Genomic DNA, 17968 nt, shown 5'->3' on the forward strand with positions numbered 1-17968 from the left:
CAGTTCAAGAGACAGCTTCGTTGAGCACGCGCGCGACGCAAGCAATTGTCACTCGGTCAGCTCCGGCACGCTTCAACACTTTGACACAGGCGGCGCTGGTCGATCCGCTTGTCAGCACGTCATCGACCAGTATCACGTGTCGACCCCGCAATTCATCTCTGCGCCTCGGATTCAATACGATGGCGCCGGAAAGCACGCGGGCTCTGGCTGTCTTGCCAAGACCGCCAAGAGCTGGAGTCCGCTTCTTCCGAAGCAAACCATCGACCAGCAACTCACCGCCGTTCAAATCCGCCAGTTCGCGAGCCAGCAGTGCTGACTGGTTGAAGCCGCGTTGCCACAGGCGAGACCAATGAAGCGGGACCGGCACGAATAATTTGGTCTCGTCGGTCTGAGGCAAGCGCGCGAGGATCAATCGGGCGAGCATTGACGACATGGCGATCTTGCGGCCGTGCTTGAACCGCAGGATCAGCTGGCGTGATGCGTCGTTGTAGAGGGTACCTGCCGATATTCCGTCATGCTCCGGCGGAGATCTGAGGCACTCGGCACACTCTGCGGTCTCGCTGGTGAGCTCCGCTGGCAGGGGGCGGCTGCAGGATGCGCAGGATGGCTCGCCAGGGATGACGAGCTCGCTCCAGCACGTCATGCACAGTCCGGTCTGGTCCGCGATGGAGCTGCCGCACAGCGGACAGCGCGGCGGATAGATCAGGTCCACGACAGGACGAAATACGTCGGACAGGAAAGCGACCGCGGCCATGAGAAGCTCCTGCACGGCTTGCATCCGTGCGGCAAGCCCGCCACTTGCGCCACATGGCTGAGCGCACCATCCCCACCATCTTCTCTCCTGCCCGCCGAGGATCTGTTGCTGCGAGGGCTGCAAAGCTTTCGTACGAAGCATTCCTGATCGATCATATGGCGGCAGAAATCATCGACCGACTGAAATTCGTGCGGCACAGGCCCAGTCGTGCTCTGCTGTTGGGTAACGCTTCACCCACGCTGGCCGATCATCTGCAGCATTCGGGATGCGAAGCGATTCCCGATCCCGGGATCGATGAAGAGAAGCCCTATCACGCTTCGCTGGTCGATGCTGGCTTCGATCTCATTTGCAGCCTCAACTCGCTCGATACGTTGAACGACTTGCCCGGCGCGCTAATCCATATGCACAGCGCACTTGCGCCTAGAGGTTTCGCGGTCGCGACTTTTGTCGGAGCGCCTAGCCTGCCCGAACTCAGGCAAGCGATGCTAGCCGCCGATGGCGACCGGCCTGCGGCGCGGATGCATCCATCCGTCGATGTACGAGCCGCTGCGGAGCTGATCCAGCGGGCCGGTTGGCACAGCCCTGTGGTCGACAGCCATACGCTACGCGTGTCCTACACCTCTCTCGACCGGCTCGTCAGCGATCTCCGCTTGAACGGAATGACATCGCGGCTAGCATCGATTGCTCCGCCGCTCACCCGGCATGGGCTGGACCAGGCGCGGGCGGCATTCCTGCACCGAGCTGGCGAGGATGGCCGCGTCGTTGAAACCTTTGAAATACTGACTCTTTCCGGGTGGCGCAAACGGCCGATCAGCTGAGCGCAGCCTGCGCGGCAGCCAAGCGTGCAATCGGCACGCGATAGGGCGAAGCGCTCACGTAATCGAGTCCGGTCTGCTCACAAAAGGCAATACTGGCGGGGTCTCCACCATGCTCGCCACAAATCCCGAGCTTGATGTCGGGCCGGGTTGCCCTGCCCCGCTCCGCCGCCATCTGGACCAGCTGGCCGACGCCTTCGATATCGAGGCTGACAAACGGATCGCGCGCGAAAATTCCCTTGTCGACATAGGGCGCCAGGAAGCGGGCGCTGTCATCCCGGCTAACACCCAGAGTGGTCTGCGTCAGATCATTGGTCCCGAACGAGAAGAACGCGCCCTCTTGCGCGATTTCTCCTGCCATCAGCGCAGCACGGGGAAGTTCGATCATCGTGCCGACCAGATACTCGACCGGACAGCCACTTTCTTCGAAAACCTGCTGTGCAACACGATCAATCAGGGCCTTGAGCAGCTCCAGCTCGCGCCTCGTCGCGACCAGCGGAATCATGATCTCGGGAACCGGCGTTTCCGCTCCATCCTGTGCGACGGCACAGGCCGCTTCGAAGATCGCGCGCGCCTGCATTTCATAGATTTCGGGATAGGTGATTCCGAGACGGCACCCGCGATGACCGAGCATCGGGTTGAATTCGTGAAGCTCGCTTGCCCGCCGCTTGAGGTGATCGACCCCGTATCCGGTTGCCTGAGCGAGATCGGCGAACTCGGCTTCGGAATGCGGCAGGAATTCATGCAGCGGTGGATCAAGCAGACGGATGGTACATGGCAACCCTGCCATGACTTCGAAAATCGCTTTGAAGTCGGCGCGCTGCTCAGGGAGCAATTTGTCCAACGCCGTGCGGCGGCCCTTCTCGTCCTCGGCCAGGATCATCTCGCGCACCGCGCTGATGCGGCTTGCGTCGAAAAACATATGCTCGGTGCGGCAAAGGCCAATGCCCTCTGCCCCGAATTGACGCGCCATCCTGCAATCAGCCGGAGTTTCCGCGTTGGTGCGGACGCCCATCCGGCGGTACCGGTCTGCCCATTCCATCAATACGCCGAAGTCACCGGCCAGCTCCGGCTCTATAGTACGCACTTCGCCCGCCATGACCTGCCCGTTGGCCCCGTCGAGGGTGAGCGTGTCCCCCTCGTTGAATTCGCGATTGCCGATCCGCAAAGAGCGCGAGGCGAGGTCGATCGACACCTGCGATGCGCCTGAAACGCAGGGGCGGCCCATCCCGCGCGCAACCACGGCCGCGTGTGACGTCATGCCGCCTCTGGCCGTCAGGATACCGGTGGCCGCGTGCATGCCGTGAATGTCCTCGGGCGAGGTTTCCACCCGGACAAGGATCACCTTGTCTCCCCGTCCTGACCATTGTTCGGCGGTCTCGGAATCGAGCGCGATCTTGCCGCTTGCCGCGCCCGGAGATGCGGGCAGCCCGGTGGTGAGCACATCGCGCGGCGCTTCGGGATCGAGCGTCGGATGGAGCAATTGGTCGAGCGCCATTGGATCGACCCGGAGGATCGCGGTCTTCTCGTCAATCAGGCCTTCATCCGCCATGTCCACGGCCATCTTGAGCGCCGCCTTGGCCGTGCGCTTGCCGGACCGGGTCTGGAGCATCCACAGCACACCGTCCTGCACCGTGAACTCGATGTCCTGCATGTCCCTGTAGTGCTTCTCCAGCAGGTCGAACACGCTGGCCAACTCGGCATAGGCTTCGGGCATGGCCTCTTCCATGCTGAGCGGTTTTGCTCCCGCCGCTTCGCGCGCTGCCTTGGTCAGATATTGCGGCGTGCGGATGCCCGCTACCACGTCCTCACCCTGCGCATTGATCAGATATTCGCCGTAATAGGCTTTCTCGCCGGTCGCCGGGTCGCGGGTAAAGGCGACACCGGTCGCGCTGGTCTCGCCCATATTGCCGAACACCATCGCCTGGACGTTGACCGCCGTTCCCATGTCGTGGGCGATATCGTTCAGGCGGCGGTAGACCTTGGCCCGGTCGCTGTCCCAACTGTCGAACACGGCGGCGATGGCGCCCCACAGCTGCGCTTGCACATCCTGCGGGAAAGGTGCGCCCTGTTCCTGCTCGACGATGGACTTGAATTCGGCAACCAGCGCCTGCCAGTCTTCGGACTCCATCTCGGTATCGTTGTAGAAGCCCTTGTCTTCCTTGGCTATTTCCAGTGCTTCCTCGAACAATCCGTGATCGAGGCCGAGGACAACGTCGGAATACATCTGGATGAAACGGCGATAGCTGTCCCAGGCAAAGCGCGCATCACCCGATGTTGCAGCAAGGCCCTGCACCGTCTGGTCATTGAGGCCGAGATTGAGGACCGTGTCCATCATGCCAGGCATTGAAACCGCCGCGCCGGAGCGGACCGATACCAGCAGCGGATCATCGGGATCGCCAAGCTTCTTGCCCACGGTGCGCTCGATATGCTCGACGGACTCGGCCACCGCGCTGCGCAAACCGTCTGAAAAGTCGGAGCCACCTGCCAGATAAGACAGGCATTCTTCAGTGGCGATGGTGAAGCCGGGCGGTACCGGCAAGCCGATTTGCGCCATTTCCGCAAGGTTGGCGCCCTTGCCGCCGGTGACGGTCTTGTCTTTCTGGCGCGGGTCCGAATGGTCCTGCCCAAGAGCCGGGGAACCGCCGAAATTGTAGACCGTCTTGTTCATTGGAATCCCTGGTTTTCTGTCGGGTGTTGACACTGTTGACACAGTCCCCGCGATTTTCGACGATTGCGACACTCTGCGCTAGGCAACTGTCACCTTACCCCTCAATGCGGGAGAAATCGGCGACATTGTGCACTGCAGCACGAAAGCGTGCAAGCAGATCGAGCCGGGCGTGGCGTTTGTTTTCTTCATCGGCGTTTACCGTCACTTCCTCGAAAAAGGCATCGATCGGCGCGCGGAGCGAGGCGAGTGCGGACATGGCAGCGGCGAAATCTTCTGCTTCGATGGCATTGGCCGCTTTCGGTTCCGCCGCATCGAGCGCGTCGATCAGCGCCTTTTCCGCAGCTTCGGGCGTGTAGGACAGCGTTTTCTGCGTGCGATCCTCGGTGGCAGCGGCATAGACCGCGCGCATATCGGGATCGTCGACGTTTTCCATCGGGTCCTCGTCGCCGGTGTGGGCTGGCTCGCTGCCCCAATCCTCCTTCTTGAGGATATTGGCCGCGCGCTTGTAACCGGCGAGCAGGTTGGCGCCGTCTTCGGTGCCCATGAAGGACTGGAGGGCCTTCACGCGTGAAAGCAGGCGGACGAGATCGTCCTCCCCGCCGAGGCCGAAGACAGCGTCGATCAGGTCGTGGCGAACGCCCGCCTCGCGCTGCTGGACCTTGAGGCGGTCGGCGAAGAACTCGAGTAGACTATCAGACGTCTCTTCCCGACGATTGCGGCGTATGTCCAACTTTTCGCTGTCGCTCAGCGGCCTGAACGCCCCGTCATCTTCCGATATTGCGATGGGAGTCCCGCCCAGGAATTCGTCGGGGTGGCTGTTGGTTATTGCGTCACGCAATCGCAACCGCAGTCCGTTCTCCTGGATGAGTGAAATCGCTCCGAGGACCGCTCGCCTCAAAGCGAAAGGATCCTTTGAGCCAGTGGGCTTCGCATCAATGGCGAAAAAGGAGATAAGAGTATCCAGTTTATCCGCCAAACTCACCGCCACCGTTACCGGCGCGGTCGGCACCTCGTCGCCCTGCCCGGCCGGCTTGTAGTGATCGCGTATGGCGTCGGCGACTTCGACGGGCAGGCCCTCGGCGCGGGCGTAGTAGCCGCCCATCAGGCCCTGCAATTCGGGAAACTCGCCGACCATTTCGGTGACGAGATCGGCCTTGCACAGCTGCGCGGCCTGTTCGGCCATATCCGGGTCGGCGTCCTTGACGATACCTTCCTCGACCAGCCAGCGGGCCAGCTTCGCCACGCGCTCGACCTTGTCGGCCACCGTGCCCAGCTTCTCGTGGAAGGTAATCCGCTCCAGGCCCTTGGCATGATCGGCCAGCGTATGCTTGCGGTCAACGTCCCAGAAGAAGCGCGCATCGGAAAGCCGCGCCGCGAGAACCTTGCGGTTGCCATCGACGATCGCGCTGCCGCAGTCCGTGCTCTCGATATTGGCGGTGCAGACGAAGGCGTTCGCCAGTTTGCCGTCACTGTCTTCGCACACGAAATATTTCTGGTTCACCCGTGCGGTGAGCTGGATCACTTCGGGCGGCACATCGAGATAGTCGCGCTCGAACCGGCCGAGCAGCGGCACCGGCCATTCGGTCAGCCCCGCGTTCTCGACCACCAGGCCTTCATCTTCGACCAGCGTCAGTCCGGCGGTTCGCGCGGCTTCGCTCGCGAGCTGGCGGATCGTGTCCTGCCGTTCCTCGTGATCGACGACGACATGGCCAGCGCGCAGCTTCATCGCGTAATCCTCGGCATTGCCGATGGTGATGTCGCCGGAATGGTGGAACCGGTGGCCCAGCGTAACCGCGCCGGAGGTTACTCCGTGCACTTCGCATTCGACCACATCATTGCCGAGCAGCGCGACGATCCCCGACAGCGGGCGCACCCAGCGCAGACTTTCGGTCGACAGCGACGCTTCGCCCCAGCGCATCGACTTGGGCCAGCTGAAATCGCGAATGATTGCCGGAATGGCGTCAGCCAGCAGTTCGCGGACTGCCCGCCCAGGCTTCTCGATGACCGCGAAATAGGTCGCGCGGCCTTTGACGTCGCGGACTTCGAGCTGATCGCGCGTGACGCCATTTTTGCGGCAGAACCCGTCGATGGCCTGATCCGGCGCGCCCTCGGGCGGTCCTTTCGCCTCTTCACTGACGGCTTTCGTGGCGTCAGGCAGATCGCGTGCGATCAGCGCCAGGCGGCGCGGCGTCGACCAGACGGTGACGTCTCCGGTTTCGACGCCGGCGGCATCCATCTCGCGGCGAAACAGCTTTTCGAGTTCAGCCCGCGCTCCGACCTGCATGCGGGCGGGAATTTCTTCGGAGCGGAGTTCGAGGAGGAAATCGCTCATGCCGACCACTCCGGATATTTTTCCGCCCAGCCGGGCGCTTCCTTCGCCATATGCGCTTCGCATGAACCGCGAGCGAGATCACGAACGCGGCCCATGTAGCTGGCGCGTTCCTGCACGCTGATCACGCCGCGCGCCTGCAGCAGATTGAAGATGTGGCTGGCCTCGACCGCTTGTTCGTAAGCGGCGATAGGAACCTGATTTTCAAGTGCATTCTTGCACTCGGCCTCGGCCTTGTTGAACAGGTCGAACAGCGCGTCGGTGTCTGCAACCTCGAAGTTCCATTTCGACATCTGTTTCTCGTTTTCGAGAAACACGTCGCCATAGGAAACTCCGGCGGAGTTGAACTGGAGGTCATACACGCTGTCGACCCCCTGGATGTACATCGCAAGGCGCTCCAGCCCGTAGGTCAGCTCACCCGCCACCGGCTTGCAGTCGAACCCGCCCATTTGCTGAAAATAGGTGAACTGAGTGACTTCCATCCCGTCGCACCAGACCTCCCACCCCAGGCCCCAGGCGCCCAGCGTCGGGCTCTCCCAGTCATCCTCGACAAAGCGGATATCGTGTTTCAGCGGGTCGATTCCGATCACCCGCAGGCTTTCCAGATAGAGGTCCTGGATGTTCGCCGGGCTCGGCTTCAGGATCACCTGATACTGGTAATAGTGCTGCAGCCGGTTCGGGTTTTCGCCATAGCGCCCGTCGGTAGGGCGGCGGCACGGCTGCACGAAGGCGGCGTTCCAAGGCTCCGGACCAAGCGCCCGCAAGGTGGTTGCGGTGTGAAATGTGCCCGCGCCCATACGCATGTCGTATGGCTGGAGGATGAGACACCCGTTCGCGCTCCAGAAATCGTGGAGGGCGAGGATCATGTCCTGGAATGATCTCGCCGGTTCTCGGGCCGGAATGGTAGGAGCAATATTCGCCATGCGCGGGGCTTTGGCGCAAGCCCCCAAACGCGTCAATGCCGCAGCGCAGCATGGCGCGGTGGGATATGATGTCATAAGGGACATGATGACAGGTTTTCCCGATAAAATGTAAGGTAGTGTTGACATGATCAGGACAATGCTACATTTAGTCAGGACAACCTGACATAATGTCGGGTTCTTATTACAGGAATTCAAACATGTTTTCGATCCCGATTCCCGCAGATGTTTCGCTCCGTGACAAAGCTCCTGCGATCCTTGCCAATGCAACATTTCTATTCGCTGGATTTGGTGTAGCCAGTTTCGTCCTCGAGATATTGAAGGTGATCGATATCGTCAAAACGATCGCTGCCGGATGAAGAACCGTCTCAAGGTGCTGCGGGCGGAACGTGATTGGAGCCAGGCGGAATTAGCCGGCAACCTCGACGTTTCGCGCCAAGCTGTGAACGCTATCGAGACCGGCAAACACGATCCGTCGCTCCCGCTCGCTTTCCGTATTTCACGTCTATTCAACTTGCCGATCGAGGAGATTTTCGATGACGAACAGTAAACCATCGAAGAAAGCAGAAAGCGGCGAGCAGAAGCTGGTACGCCGCAGGCGGGCATTTTTCCTCTTTGTCATATTCGGCCTGGTCGTCGCGGCCGGCGCGGGTTTCGCTAGCGGCTTAGTCACCGCCAAGGTGGAACAGGGGCTGATCCCTGAATGGGCGGTCTATACAGTGCTGGCAGCTACTGCCGCCGGGTTCATCTGGTTCGGTTACCGCTATTATCACCGGATTGACGAGCTCGATCTGATGGACAATTTGTGGGCAAACACTGTTGGTATCTATGTTTATGTCATAATTACCTTCGTGTGGATGGCTCTGGATCAAGCTGGCATCGCGCCGCCGCCTCAACATCTGCCCATTCTGATCAGCACCATCGCGGCATCTGGGCTAGCCTACCTGACACGCAGAATTGGTGTGCGTTAATCGTTTCACTCTACCAACGGCGCCGCATTCTGATTTAGAGATAGCAGAATGAAACACCTCAGCATGAACCTTGCGCTTTTGACTGCGTCGATCGGCCTCGTCTTTGCCGGCTCAGCCTATGCCCAGCCGGTCGACGACCAGTATGCGGCAGAAGCCGAAGCTGCCGAAGAAGTGGCAATTGCAACCATAGCCGAGGTCGAGGCAGCGCTTGCCGAAGCAGCAATTCCGGCCGGTGCGAAGCAGGATTATCAGCCCAACCCGGCAATCTGGCGCCTGTCTGACGAGGACACGACCATTTACCTGTTCGGAACCGTCCACATCCTTCCTCCGGGGCTGGAGTGGCGCACGCCGCAACTGGAAGCCATAGTCGAGCAAGTGGATGAGCTTGTGCTGGAAACATCCGACAAGGATGCGCAAACACAAATGGTCGAATCCATGTCGAAAGTGGTCGATGCCATGGTTGACCGGGTGCCGACTTCGAAGAAAATGTCTCCGCAAAACGGGAAGAAGTGGCTCAAGCTCGGGATCATGACCGGCAACGAGCCTGAAGTGTTCGACAATATGCCGCTGATCATGTCGATGCTGGGCGTCGGCATGAGCATGAGCCTCATGGAGGGCTCGATGGATGAATTTGGGGTCGAGACCGTTCTTTCCGCACAGTTCGAAGAGCTTGGCAAACCCGTCGGCTCGATCGAAAACGCGGCCGAGGTCATGTTCGCTTTGATGGATATCGACGAAGACATCATGATTACCGCTCTGGAGAAGGATCTCGATGCGTGGGACGGCAAAGCTTTGGAGACACTCTCGTTCGAATCCTCTGACGGTGCCGCTGAGCTTGCAGAGCCTGCCGGTTACGCTGCCTTCGAAATGGAACACTCGTGGGCAAAGGGAGAAGTCGTGCTGGAGGCAATGTTCGATGACAGCCCGCTCGGTCTCGCGATGAACAAGGTTTTGCTGGAAGACCGGAACCGGGCATGGGCGCAGTGGCTGGACAATCGGCTCGAGAAACCCGGCAAGATACTGCTTGCTGTCGGCGCAGGTCATTTTGAAGGGCCGGATTCTGTGCTGCTGATGCTCGAAGAGCGCGGACTGGCAGCCGAGCGGATCAACTAGCCTCTTGCACAGATGTATTTTTGCGCGTTCACGATCCGACAAGGGAATACCGGGTAGCGAGACTGCTTATGCAAACCTTCATCAAGACTTTCGCTGCCGCCTGCTCGGCCTCGCTCGTGCTCGCCGGATCAGCTGCTGCACAACAGCAAAAACCTACCCCGGTCCTGACAGAACAGGTTTCGGCCGCAGATGTGGAGATGGCCGGCCCTGCCCTGTGGAAGGTCGCGGACGAGGACACCACCATCTTCCTGTTCGGGACCGTCCATGCGCTCCCTTCGGGTCTCGAATGGTACACCGGACCGGTTCGCGAAGCGTTCGAAGCTTCCGAAATGCTGGTGACGGAAATTCCGATGCAGCCGCAGGACGAGGCCAAAATGCAGATTGTGGCGCTGACCGCTGGCATGTTGCCGGAAGGGACGGCGCTGCGTTCGCTCCTTGATCAGGATCAGCGCGAGACCTTTGACGCAGCGATGACCCGTGTCGGCATGCCGGTGACCGGCTTCGACCGGTTCGAGCCATGGATGGCCGGGCTTACCCTGACGCTCTTGCCGCTGATGCAGCAGGGTTACTCACCCGATCAAGGGGTCGAGAAGCAGCTTATCGCGCTCGCCGGGCCGGACATGCAGTTTGGTGCACTGGAAACGATCGAATTCCAGATCGGCATCTTCGACAGCATGCCGCAGGAAGACCAGATCGAATTTCTCATTACGAGCGCGGAGCAGGTCGATGACACCAAGTCCGTGGTCGACGCGATGGTTGCCGAGTGGATCGAGGGCGATCCGGACGGTTTGGCCGATGTGATGAACGAGGGGCTGGAGTCCGATCCCGGGCTGGCAGATGCCTTGCTCTATTCGCGCAACGCAAATTGGGCGGAATGGATCGACCAGCGCCTCGACCAGCCGGGTTCGATCTTCATAGCCGTCGGAGCAGGCCATCTTGCCGGCGAGAAAAGCGTGCAGGATTTGCTGGACCGGCGAGGCATCGTGGCTACCCGGGTCCAGTGAAACGCTTTTACGCATTTGTGCTGGGAATAGTGGCGGCGGCGCTCGCGTCATGCGGAGAACCTCCGGCGCCTGAAGAATTTTCGGGCGATGCATCACCGGCAATCTGGGAAATCACCTCGGCCAATGGTCAGGTAGAAGGCTGGCTGTTCGGGACCATCCATGCCCTGCCCGACGGTGTCGCTTGGCGGACAACTGTTCTGGATGCGGCCTTGGACGACGCCGATATTTTGGTGGTCGAGGTGAAGGACATCGATGAACCTGGCGCAATTTCTTCGGTCTATAACCGTCTCTCCCGTTCGTCTGATCTGAAGCCGCTGTTCCAGCGCGTACGGCGCTCGGACCGCGCGGCGCTATCCGAGCTGCTTGGTGAAGCAGGCTATTCGGAAGACGATTTCACAGAGCTGGAAACCTGGGCGGTTGCGTTGACGGTTGCGCAGCTGACCGACACCGGTGAAACCGAAAATGGCGTGGACCGCGCCTTACTGAGATCGTTCGATCACGGCCCGATCCGCGAACTCGAGACAATCGAAAGCCAGCTATCGATCTTCGACAGTCTGTCTCAGGAAGACCAGGACGATTTGCTGGCCAGCATTCTCCATCAGGCGGACAAACTCGAAACCCGCCCATTCCAGCTCGGCGGCTTGTGGTATCGCGGTGACGTCGAACAGATCGACACGAGAACGCGCGAGGCGCTGCTGAGTGACGAGGAACTGCTCAAGGCGCTGCTCATAGACCGGAATACCGCGTGGGTGCCGCAGATCACGGCCATGCTGGCTGACCAGCCGCAGCCCTTTATCGCAGTCGGAACGGCCCATCTGGCTGGCGAGCATGGCCTGCCCGCACTGCTTGCCGCGCAGGGCTACAGAACACGCCGTATCCAGTAGTCCGCAAGCGAAGCTGAACGCTTGCTTTTTCGCCCTGCCCGTCTATAGGCGCGCCTTTCCTGGCCGTGGTCATCCCTGGAGGCGTGGCAGGAAAAATGTACGAACCAAAGCATTTTGAAAGGTAAGCGATTATGAGCGATGCTCTGACCCTGCCGGCCGAGACGCGCGAACGGGCGGGCAAGGGAGCCTCCCGTGCACTGCGTCGCGAAGGCCGCGTTCCCGCTGTGATTTATGGCGGCAAGGAAGAACCCACACCGATCCACATCGAGGAAAAGGAACTGGTCCGTCAGCTGATGACCGGTCACTTCATGAACTCGATCGTCGAGATCACACTCGGTGGCGATTCATTCCGTTGCCTGCCCAAGGACGTTTCGCTTCACCCGGTTAGCGACCGCCCGATCCACGCAGATTTCCTGCGCATGGTCAAAGGCGCCAAGATCGAAGTCGACGTACCCGTGGTCTTCATCAATGAAGAAGCATCGCCTGGCCTCAAGAAGGGCGGCGTTCTCAACGTGGTCCGTCACGAGCTCCAGCTTGTGTGTGATAACGACAAGATCCCGAGTGAGATCGAAATCGATGTCACCGGCAAGGAAGTCGGCGACTCGATCCACATCAGCGAGCTTACCCTTCCCGCTGGCAGTGCAAGCGCAATCACCGATCGCGACTTCACCATTGCCACGCTCGTTGCCCCGTCCGCGCTCAAGAAGTCGGAAGACGAAGGCGGAGACGGTCAGACTGGCGAAGGCATGGAAGCCGGCGAAACCGCTGCGACCGAACAGGGTCCGGACGCCGACGCTGCACAGGAACAGGAAGACAAGAGCGAATAAGCTCGACAGTCCTTTCGCAATCACCAAGACGCCGGGCTCTTCACGGAGCTCGGCGTTTTGCATTTTCGGAGGCTCTCGCTAGAGGGCACGCACTATGCAAATCTGGGCAGGTCTAGGAAATCCGGGTCCGCAATATGCGATGCACCGGCACAATGTTGGCTTCATGGTGGTCGATGTCATTGCCGACATCCACGGATTCGGCCCCGTGCAGAGAAAATTCCAGGGATGGATTCAGGAAGGCCGGATAGGCAGCGAGAAGATCATCCTGCTCAAGCCGGCCACCTTTATGAATGAAAGTGGTCGTTCGGTCGGGGAAGCGCTGCGGTTCTACAAACTTGGGCCGGAAGCGCTGACAGTGTTCCATGACGAACTGGATCTTGCGCCGTTCAAGGTGAAGGTGAAGCAAGGCGGCGGGCATGCTGGGCACAATGGCCTGCGTTCGATAACGCAGCACCTTGGCCCGGACTATCGCCGGGTGCGGATCGGAATAGGCCATCCGGGCCACAAAGAGCGTGTCCACGGTTATGTGCTGGGCAATTACGCCAAAGCCGAACAGGATGATCTTATCCAGATGCTCGGCGCGATTGGTTCAGAGTGCGATTGGCTCGCGAAAAGTGATGATGCCCGCTTCATGAGCGATGTATCCTTGCGAATGCAGGACTGAAGCCCGATGGAGCCCCGTCTCGCCCGCGCCGACACGGTTATCTATCTCGACTATCCGATCACCCTTGCCTTTGGCGTGCGCTTAACCGCGTATGGCATTACCACGGCCAATCGCGACCCGACATGACATCAGGATGCCCGGAGCGCTTTGACCCGGCGTTCTTTTATTGCATCGCGCGCTGCAATGCCGGTCCTCGTTTGCGAACCGGACGCTTGCTGGAAGGCGCAGCTTGCGACATCATACGTTTCCGCGCGCCCGCAGAGCTGGACGGCTGGCTAGAAAAACTGGAGGACAATAGATGACCCGCGTCACTCGCCGTACCCTGCTCGCCGGCGCATCCGCCACAGGGGCGCTGGCTGCCACCGCAGGCTTGGCTCAGTCCGATATTTTGGCGCAGGAGATCGATCTGACTGGGAAGTCGATCCTGATCACCGGATGCTCCTCCGGCTTCGGCCGACTGAGTGCCATTCATCTCGCCGCCCTGGGCGCACGCGTGTTTGCCACCATGCGGAACCTGCCTCGCGCAGAAGCCGCCGAGCTGGAGCAACATGCGAGCGAGCATGGCCACGATATCATCGTGCTCGAGATCGACGTGACCGACGATGCGTCGGTTGCGGAAGGGGTCGCGCGGGCGGAGCAGATCAACGGCGGCCCGATCGATGTGCTGATCAACAACGCCGGGATCGGCATCACCTCTCCTGTCGAAGTGCAGGACATGGAAGCCACGCGCCTCATTTTCGAGACGAATGTCTTTGGTTGCCACCGCATGGCGCGCGCGGTCTTGCCGGGTATGCGCGCACAAAAGTCCGGCATGATTTTTCAGATTTCGAGCCAGCTTGGCCGCGTCATCGTCCCCTACTCAGGGCATTATTCCGCAACCAAATTCGCGCTGGAAGCAATGGGGGAGCAGCTGGCATACGAACTTGTGCCGCATGGTATCGACGTGACGATTATCGAGCCGGGCGGCTATCCCACCAAGGTGTGGGTCAATCGCAACCGGTATACCGAAGAGCTCAGGAAACGTGCGAGCGCGATCCACCTTGCGGGTTATCCCGAGGCAGTCGCGCGGATGGGCGCAGAAGATGGTTCGGGACGGTCTGCAGACCCGATGGATATTCCGCGTGCCATTGCCCGTCTTCTTTCCATGCCGCCCGGCACCCGCCCACTGCGCGTGCCGGTCCATCCTGGCAACAAGCCGCAGATCCCGATCAATGAAGCAACAGCGCGCGTGCAGGTCGATTGGCTGGGTGAGACCGGGTATGGCCCGTTGATTAAGGCCGTACACAGTTGAAGCAAAGCGCTGTCGGATAAATTGACAAGCTGCGCCTCGGGCGCGGAGCGTTAACCTTCGTATCCGGCGGAATTCCTCAACTGGCACGTTGCTTGCGTACTATGGTCTAAACCATGCTGAAATGCCATTTAGGGGCAAAAGACCATGCTTAAACGTGCCGCATTGACCACTCTCGCTGCGATGGCCGCAGTGTTCGCTTCACCGGCGGCGGCTGAACCGATCATGCTCGACGCGGGCAATATCGGCGACAGCTTCACCATCGACTATGACGGCTTCGCTGACGGTCAGACGATAGACGGTCTTTCGGCAACAACTGTCTACACACTGACCGGCATCAACGGCGACACATACGAGTTCGATTACGCTGTCACCAACACAACCAGCGGTTCGGGGATCGATTCGCGTATCTCTAGCTTTGCCTTCAACACCGATCCGGACATCTCCAGCGCCAGTTCCACGGGAACGTTCAATTTCGTGCTCAGCGACTCGAACTATCCGAATGGCATTGGTTCGGTCGATGTGTGCTTTAAGGCGGCTCGCACCAATTCCTGCGCCGGCAACCGCGGCGGCCTGATGGCTGGCGAAACCGGCACCGGTTCACTTAGCCTCCAGTTCGCCTCGTCACCGACGTCGATTACACTGGACGACTTCTTCGTCCGCTATCAGTCGATCACCGGCGTCAATGGCATCACGTCAGCCAGCGGCAAGCAGACTAGCACCTCGACGAGCAGTTCGAGCGGCGGCACGCCAGTTCCAGCTCCGGGTATCCTCGGCATCTTTGCTCTCGCACTGGTCGGGCTCGGCTTCATGCGCCGCCGTCGTCGGTTCGAGCCAGCGCTGGCACCAGCGACCGCCTGATCCGCGCGGCAGCATCTGAGCAAATAAACCCCCGCCCATCCGGCGGGGGTTTTGTTTTGCCTGAAAGGTCTAAACTGACCTAGCTGCGCTCAGCAGCCGTCAAGCGGCGAGCAATGCCAGTGTTGTCCGGTTCAAGCTGGCTGGCCTTGCGCAAGAGAGCGGTTCCCCGCCCCTTGTCCCTGCCGGTTTCCACCAACAACCACCCTGCGGTGTCCATCACCGACGGATTGTCCGCTGCAAGTTTGAGAGCTTCAAGAGCGAAATCCAGCGCGGCATCTTTCTCGCCCAGCTGGCTTTTTGCATAGGCAAGATTGTTCAGGACCATTGGATTTGGCTTGCGGCTGCGCTGGTTGATAGCTTCATAGCTTTCAACCGCTTTCTTCCACTGTTGATTGCGCAATGCGCTGTCCGCCTTTGCTAACTCGCCGCCAAGCCACTCCGGGGCCGGCATGCGCGCGCGCGCAGCATATCTGCTGGCAGAGGGATCGCCGGCGTTTCGCGCAGCCTTCGTTGCCACATCGAGTTCCTGCGGGCTCGCGTCGGGCCGCTCGGCAATCGGACGGATGGTCTTGAGTGCGTTGGCACTGTCGCCGCTCGCCAATTGCGCTTCTGCCAGCAACGAACGGGATGAACGCATGCCCGGATTTCGATCTACCAACGGGCTAAGCAACATGCGCGCCTGCTCCACCTGGCCGAGACGCAACAGCGCCGTGGCATAAGTCAATTGCATGGCAGGGCTCGCGCGAACCGCTGCTTCCTGACTTTGCAACAATGATCGTGCTGCCTCCCACTTTCCTTGCTCCACCGCCAGGCGTGCCTTCAAATGCACTACGCGAATATTATCGGGAGCGGCGCTGGCAGCGCGATCGAGCAACTCACCGGCCTCATCGAGCCGCCCGAGATCGCCCAGGACAGCTGCGCGCCCGATCATCGCGGCGAGGTTCTCCGGATAGGTTTCATTGGCTTTCTCGTAATGCTCCAGCGCCTGCGGAAGACGGTTGCGGGCGATGTTCACTTCGCCCGACACAAGCAGCGCATCGAGCAGCGTAGGATTACTTTTCAAAGCCGATTGAGCGCGTTCGCGTGCCGCCGAAAGATTGCCCTGCGCCAGTTCGAACCGCGCGAATGTCGCTTGCAGGTCGGCCTTTTCGCCTGTTGCGTTTTCGCCTTTCTGGAGCGCTTCAAGCGCCAGGTCCGGCTGATCCTTGCCCATCATGGCGAGGGCTTTGACCCGGTATGCGTTGGCAGTTTCAATGCCTTCCAGCTTGGTCAGCGCGGGATCGAAGCGGCCGCGCAGAATATCCGCTTCGGCTGCCAGTATGACCAACTCCGGACGGACCGCCCACTGCGATTGCAGTTTCTCCAGCGCTTGCATTGCGCCTTCCCCGTCGCCCAAAGCAATTTGCGTTCGCGCAAGCAGCTCCAGCATCGCCGCATCACCCGGTAGATCCTGCAGTGCGGATTCCAGATCCAGCCTGGCATCGGAATAAGCGTGGGCCGCATAGTTTTCCTGCGCGCGGGCGAACTTCTCCGCCGGTTCAAGCCCGCAAGATGCCAATGCAGTGCCGGCCAAAGCGACGAGTGCGAAATGTTTGAACTTTTTCATGCGGAGACAATTAAAGCGAAGCGATAAAAAAACGGTGAAGCTGGCCTTTATCTGTGTCCGGCGCTAAAGGCCGCCGCCAGTCCCAATATCCGGAGTTTTCGATGGGTTTCCGTTGCGGAATCGTCGGGCTGCCCAATGTCGGCAAGTCCACCCTGTTCAACGCGTTGACTGAAACGCAAAAAGCCGAAGCGGCCAATTATCCGTTTTGCACGATCGAGCCGAATGTCGGCCAGGTGTCTGTGCCGGATGAAAGGCTCGACCAGATTGCCGCGATCGCCGGGTCCGCGAAGGTCGTGCCGACCCAGCTCGCATTCGTCGATATTGCCGGACTCGTGAAGGGCGCGAGCCAAGGCGAAGGGTTAGGTAATCAGTTCCTCGGCAATATCCGTGAAGTCGATGCCATCGTCCATGTGCTTCGCTGTTTCGAAGATGACGATATTCAGCACGTTTCCAATCGGGTCGATCCCCTGGCCGATGCCGATGTAGTCGAGACCGAGTTGATGCTGTCGGATATCGAGAGCCTGGAAAAGCGTGTCGAGAATGCGAAGCGGCGCGCCACGGCGGGCGACAAAGAGGCCAAGGCACTCGCCAGCGTGCTCGGGCAAGCGCTTGAACTGCTCAAGGACGGAAAGCCTGCCCGGCTGACAGAACCGAAGGACGATGTTGAAGCCGCACTGTTCGAGCAGGCGCAATTGCTCACAGCCAAGCCGGTGCTCTATGTGTGCAATGTATCGGAAGAAGACGCTGCTGCCGGCAATAGCCTGTCAGCAGAGGTGTTTGCCAAAGCCGAACGCGAGGGTGCGCAAGCCGTCGTGGTGTCAGCGGCAATTGAAGCCGACCTCGTGGGAATTCCGCAGGAAGACCGGGCCGAATTTCTCGCAGATCTCGGGCTTGAAGAAAGCGGGCTGGCTCGGGTGATCAAGGCAGGATACGCTTTGCTCGGGCTCAAGACATTCTTCACCGCCGGGCCGAAAGAAACGCGCGCATGGACCTATCCCGATGGCGCAAAGGCACCGCAAGCAGCGGGTGAAATCCATACCGATTTCGAGCGGGGCTTCATCCGTGCCGAAACCATCGCGTTCGACGATTACATTGCGCTAAAGGGTGAAGCCGGCGCGCGCGATGCCGGCAAGCTGCGTCAGGAAGGCAAAGAATATATTGTGCAGGATGGCGACGTGTTGCTGTTCAAATTCAACGTTTAGGGACCGATTTCGCGCCCCGCTCGTTGCAGCCCCGAAGGAAGTTTCAAACGGGGTTTGGT

17 protein-coding genes are annotated in these 17968 nt (G+C 60.1%); 12 read left to right on the plus strand and 5 right to left on the minus strand.

What is annotated here, in order from left to right:
- Positions 1 to 4: 4 nt before the first annotated feature.
- Entirely contained in the window at positions 5 to 754 is a 750-nt protein-coding gene (locus E0502_RS13255) for a ComF family protein (protein WP_240049093.1), read from the minus strand.
- A gap of 53 nt (positions 755 to 807) precedes the next feature.
- Between E0502_RS13255 and E0502_RS13260 the strand changes: the two genes are divergently transcribed.
- Positions 808 to 1572, plus strand: coding sequence for a methyltransferase domain-containing protein (locus E0502_RS13260; RefSeq protein ID WP_137678463.1), 765 nt, complete (start codon positions 808 to 810; stop codon positions 1570 to 1572).
- Here E0502_RS13260 and ppdK read toward each other — a convergent pair.
- From ppdK to E0502_RS13275, 3 genes are all read right to left on the minus strand, one after another.
- Positions 1565 to 4240: a pyruvate, phosphate dikinase gene (ppdK, locus tag E0502_RS13265; RefSeq protein WP_137678464.1), complete on the minus strand. Its 2676-nt coding sequence runs from the start codon at positions 4238 to 4240 to the stop codon at positions 1565 to 1567. The two genes, E0502_RS13260 and ppdK, sit on opposite strands and share 8 nt — an antisense overlap.
- Positions 4241 to 4334: 94 nt before the next feature.
- Positions 4335 to 6572 (minus strand): glycine--tRNA ligase subunit beta, encoded by a 2238-nt coding sequence (gene glyS, locus E0502_RS13270; protein ID WP_137678465.1) that lies wholly within the window; start codon positions 6570 to 6572, stop codon positions 4335 to 4337.
- Positions 6569 to 7492 (minus strand): glycine--tRNA ligase subunit alpha, encoded by a 924-nt coding sequence (locus tag E0502_RS13275; RefSeq protein WP_137678466.1) that lies wholly within the window; start codon positions 7490 to 7492, stop codon positions 6569 to 6571. The genes glyS and E0502_RS13275 overlap by 4 nt, the downstream gene beginning before the upstream one ends.
- A 197-nt stretch (positions 7493 to 7689) precedes the next feature.
- On the opposite strand from E0502_RS13275, the gene E0502_RS15140 reads away from it, so the two are divergent.
- The 10 genes from E0502_RS15140 (at position 7690) to E0502_RS13320 (ending at position 15101) form a co-directional block, all read left to right on the plus strand.
- The gene (locus E0502_RS15140) at positions 7690 to 7848 is read left to right on the plus strand and encodes a hypothetical protein (RefSeq protein ID WP_161593783.1); all 159 of its coding nucleotides are present in this window, start codon (positions 7690 to 7692) and stop codon (positions 7846 to 7848) included.
- On the plus strand, positions 7845 to 8039 hold the full coding sequence (locus E0502_RS13280; protein WP_137678467.1) for a helix-turn-helix transcriptional regulator: 195 nt from the start codon (positions 7845 to 7847) through the stop codon (positions 8037 to 8039). Before E0502_RS15140 ends, E0502_RS13280 begins: the two co-directional genes overlap by 4 nt.
- On the plus strand, positions 8026 to 8460 hold the full coding sequence (locus E0502_RS13285; protein WP_137678468.1) for a hypothetical protein: 435 nt from the start codon (positions 8026 to 8028) through the stop codon (positions 8458 to 8460). Before E0502_RS13280 ends, E0502_RS13285 begins: the two co-directional genes overlap by 14 nt.
- Positions 8461 to 8508: 48 nt before the next feature.
- Positions 8509 to 9573 (plus strand): TraB/GumN family protein, encoded by a 1065-nt coding sequence (locus E0502_RS13290; RefSeq protein WP_137678469.1) that lies wholly within the window; start codon positions 8509 to 8511, stop codon positions 9571 to 9573.
- Between the two features lie 68 nt (positions 9574 to 9641).
- Positions 9642 to 10577, plus strand: coding sequence for a TraB/GumN family protein (locus tag E0502_RS13295; protein ID WP_137678470.1), 936 nt, complete (start codon positions 9642 to 9644; stop codon positions 10575 to 10577).
- Positions 10574 to 11461: a TraB/GumN family protein gene (locus E0502_RS13300; RefSeq protein ID WP_137678471.1), complete on the plus strand. Its 888-nt coding sequence runs from the start codon at positions 10574 to 10576 to the stop codon at positions 11459 to 11461. The genes E0502_RS13295 and E0502_RS13300 overlap by 4 nt, the downstream gene beginning before the upstream one ends.
- A 131-nt stretch (positions 11462 to 11592) precedes the next feature.
- Complete coding sequence (locus E0502_RS13305; protein ID WP_137678472.1) at positions 11593 to 12288, plus strand: 50S ribosomal protein L25/general stress protein Ctc; 696 nt, start codon at positions 11593 to 11595, stop codon at positions 12286 to 12288.
- Between the two features lie 94 nt (positions 12289 to 12382).
- The gene (gene pth / locus E0502_RS13310; protein ID WP_137678473.1) at positions 12383 to 12952 is read left to right on the plus strand and encodes an aminoacyl-tRNA hydrolase; all 570 of its coding nucleotides are present in this window, start codon (positions 12383 to 12385) and stop codon (positions 12950 to 12952) included.
- Positions 12953 to 13250: 298 nt separating this feature from the next.
- Positions 13251 to 14243 carry an SDR family oxidoreductase gene (locus E0502_RS13315; protein WP_137678474.1) on the plus strand — a complete coding sequence of 331 codons (993 nt, stop codon included), beginning with the start codon at positions 13251 to 13253 and terminating at the stop codon, positions 14241 to 14243.
- A gap of 144 nt (positions 14244 to 14387) precedes the next feature.
- Positions 14388 to 15101, plus strand: coding sequence for a cistern family PEP-CTERM protein (locus E0502_RS13320; RefSeq protein ID WP_137678475.1), 714 nt, complete (start codon positions 14388 to 14390; stop codon positions 15099 to 15101).
- A gap of 79 nt (positions 15102 to 15180) precedes the next feature.
- Here E0502_RS13320 and E0502_RS13325 read toward each other — a convergent pair whose 3' ends face one another.
- A complete protein-coding gene (locus E0502_RS13325) occupies positions 15181 to 16707 on the minus strand; it encodes a tetratricopeptide repeat protein (RefSeq protein ID WP_137678476.1) in 1527 nt (508 codons plus the stop codon).
- A gap of 101 nt (positions 16708 to 16808) precedes the next feature.
- Between E0502_RS13325 and ychF the strand changes: the two genes are divergently transcribed.
- Positions 16809 to 17909, plus strand: coding sequence for a redox-regulated ATPase YchF (gene ychF, locus E0502_RS13330; protein WP_137678477.1), 1101 nt, complete (start codon positions 16809 to 16811; stop codon positions 17907 to 17909).
- The last annotated feature ends 59 nt before the right edge of the window (positions 17910 to 17968 follow it).

Origin of the sequence: Parerythrobacter lutipelagi (assembly GCF_005434975.1) — a bacterium.
Classification (GTDB): Bacteria; Pseudomonadota; Alphaproteobacteria; order Sphingomonadales; family Sphingomonadaceae; genus Parerythrobacter_A; species Parerythrobacter_A lutipelagi.

What these genes read in the sequence shown, in the direction of transcription:
- E0502_RS13255 (WP_240049093.1), bottom strand. Translation starts at nt 754, where the DNA reads ATGGCCGCGGTCGCTTTCCTGTCCGACGTATTTCGTCCTGTCGTGGAC.
- E0502_RS13260 (WP_137678463.1), top strand. Translation starts at nt 808, where the DNA reads ATGGCTGAGCGCACCATCCCCACCATCTTCTCTCCTGCCCGCCGAGGA.
- ppdK (WP_137678464.1), bottom strand. Translation starts at nt 4,240, where the DNA reads ATGAACAAGACGGTCTACAATTTCGGCGGTTCCCCGGCTCTTGGGCAG.
- glyS (WP_137678465.1), bottom strand. Translation starts at nt 6,572, where the DNA reads ATGAGCGATTTCCTCCTCGAACTCCGCTCCGAAGAAATTCCCGCCCGC.
- E0502_RS13275 (WP_137678466.1), bottom strand. Translation starts at nt 7,492, where the DNA reads ATGGCGAATATTGCTCCTACCATTCCGGCCCGAGAACCGGCGAGATCA.
- E0502_RS15140 (WP_161593783.1), top strand. Translation starts at nt 7,690, where the DNA reads ATGTTTTCGATCCCGATTCCCGCAGATGTTTCGCTCCGTGACAAAGCT.
- E0502_RS13280 (WP_137678467.1), top strand. Translation starts at nt 7,845, where the DNA reads ATGAAGAACCGTCTCAAGGTGCTGCGGGCGGAACGTGATTGGAGCCAG.
- E0502_RS13285 (WP_137678468.1), top strand. Translation starts at nt 8,026, where the DNA reads ATGACGAACAGTAAACCATCGAAGAAAGCAGAAAGCGGCGAGCAGAAG.
- E0502_RS13290 (WP_137678469.1), top strand. Translation starts at nt 8,509, where the DNA reads ATGAAACACCTCAGCATGAACCTTGCGCTTTTGACTGCGTCGATCGGC.
- E0502_RS13295 (WP_137678470.1), top strand. Translation starts at nt 9,642, where the DNA reads ATGCAAACCTTCATCAAGACTTTCGCTGCCGCCTGCTCGGCCTCGCTC.
- E0502_RS13305 (WP_137678472.1), top strand. Translation starts at nt 11,593, where the DNA reads ATGAGCGATGCTCTGACCCTGCCGGCCGAGACGCGCGAACGGGCGGGC.
- pth (WP_137678473.1), top strand. Translation starts at nt 12,383, where the DNA reads ATGCAAATCTGGGCAGGTCTAGGAAATCCGGGTCCGCAATATGCGATG.
- E0502_RS13315 (WP_137678474.1), top strand. Translation starts at nt 13,251, where the DNA reads ATGACCCGCGTCACTCGCCGTACCCTGCTCGCCGGCGCATCCGCCACA.
- E0502_RS13320 (WP_137678475.1), top strand. Translation starts at nt 14,388, where the DNA reads ATGCTTAAACGTGCCGCATTGACCACTCTCGCTGCGATGGCCGCAGTG.
- E0502_RS13325 (WP_137678476.1), bottom strand. Translation starts at nt 16,707, where the DNA reads ATGAAAAAGTTCAAACATTTCGCACTCGTCGCTTTGGCCGGCACTGCA.
- ychF (WP_137678477.1), top strand. Translation starts at nt 16,809, where the DNA reads ATGGGTTTCCGTTGCGGAATCGTCGGGCTGCCCAATGTCGGCAAGTCC.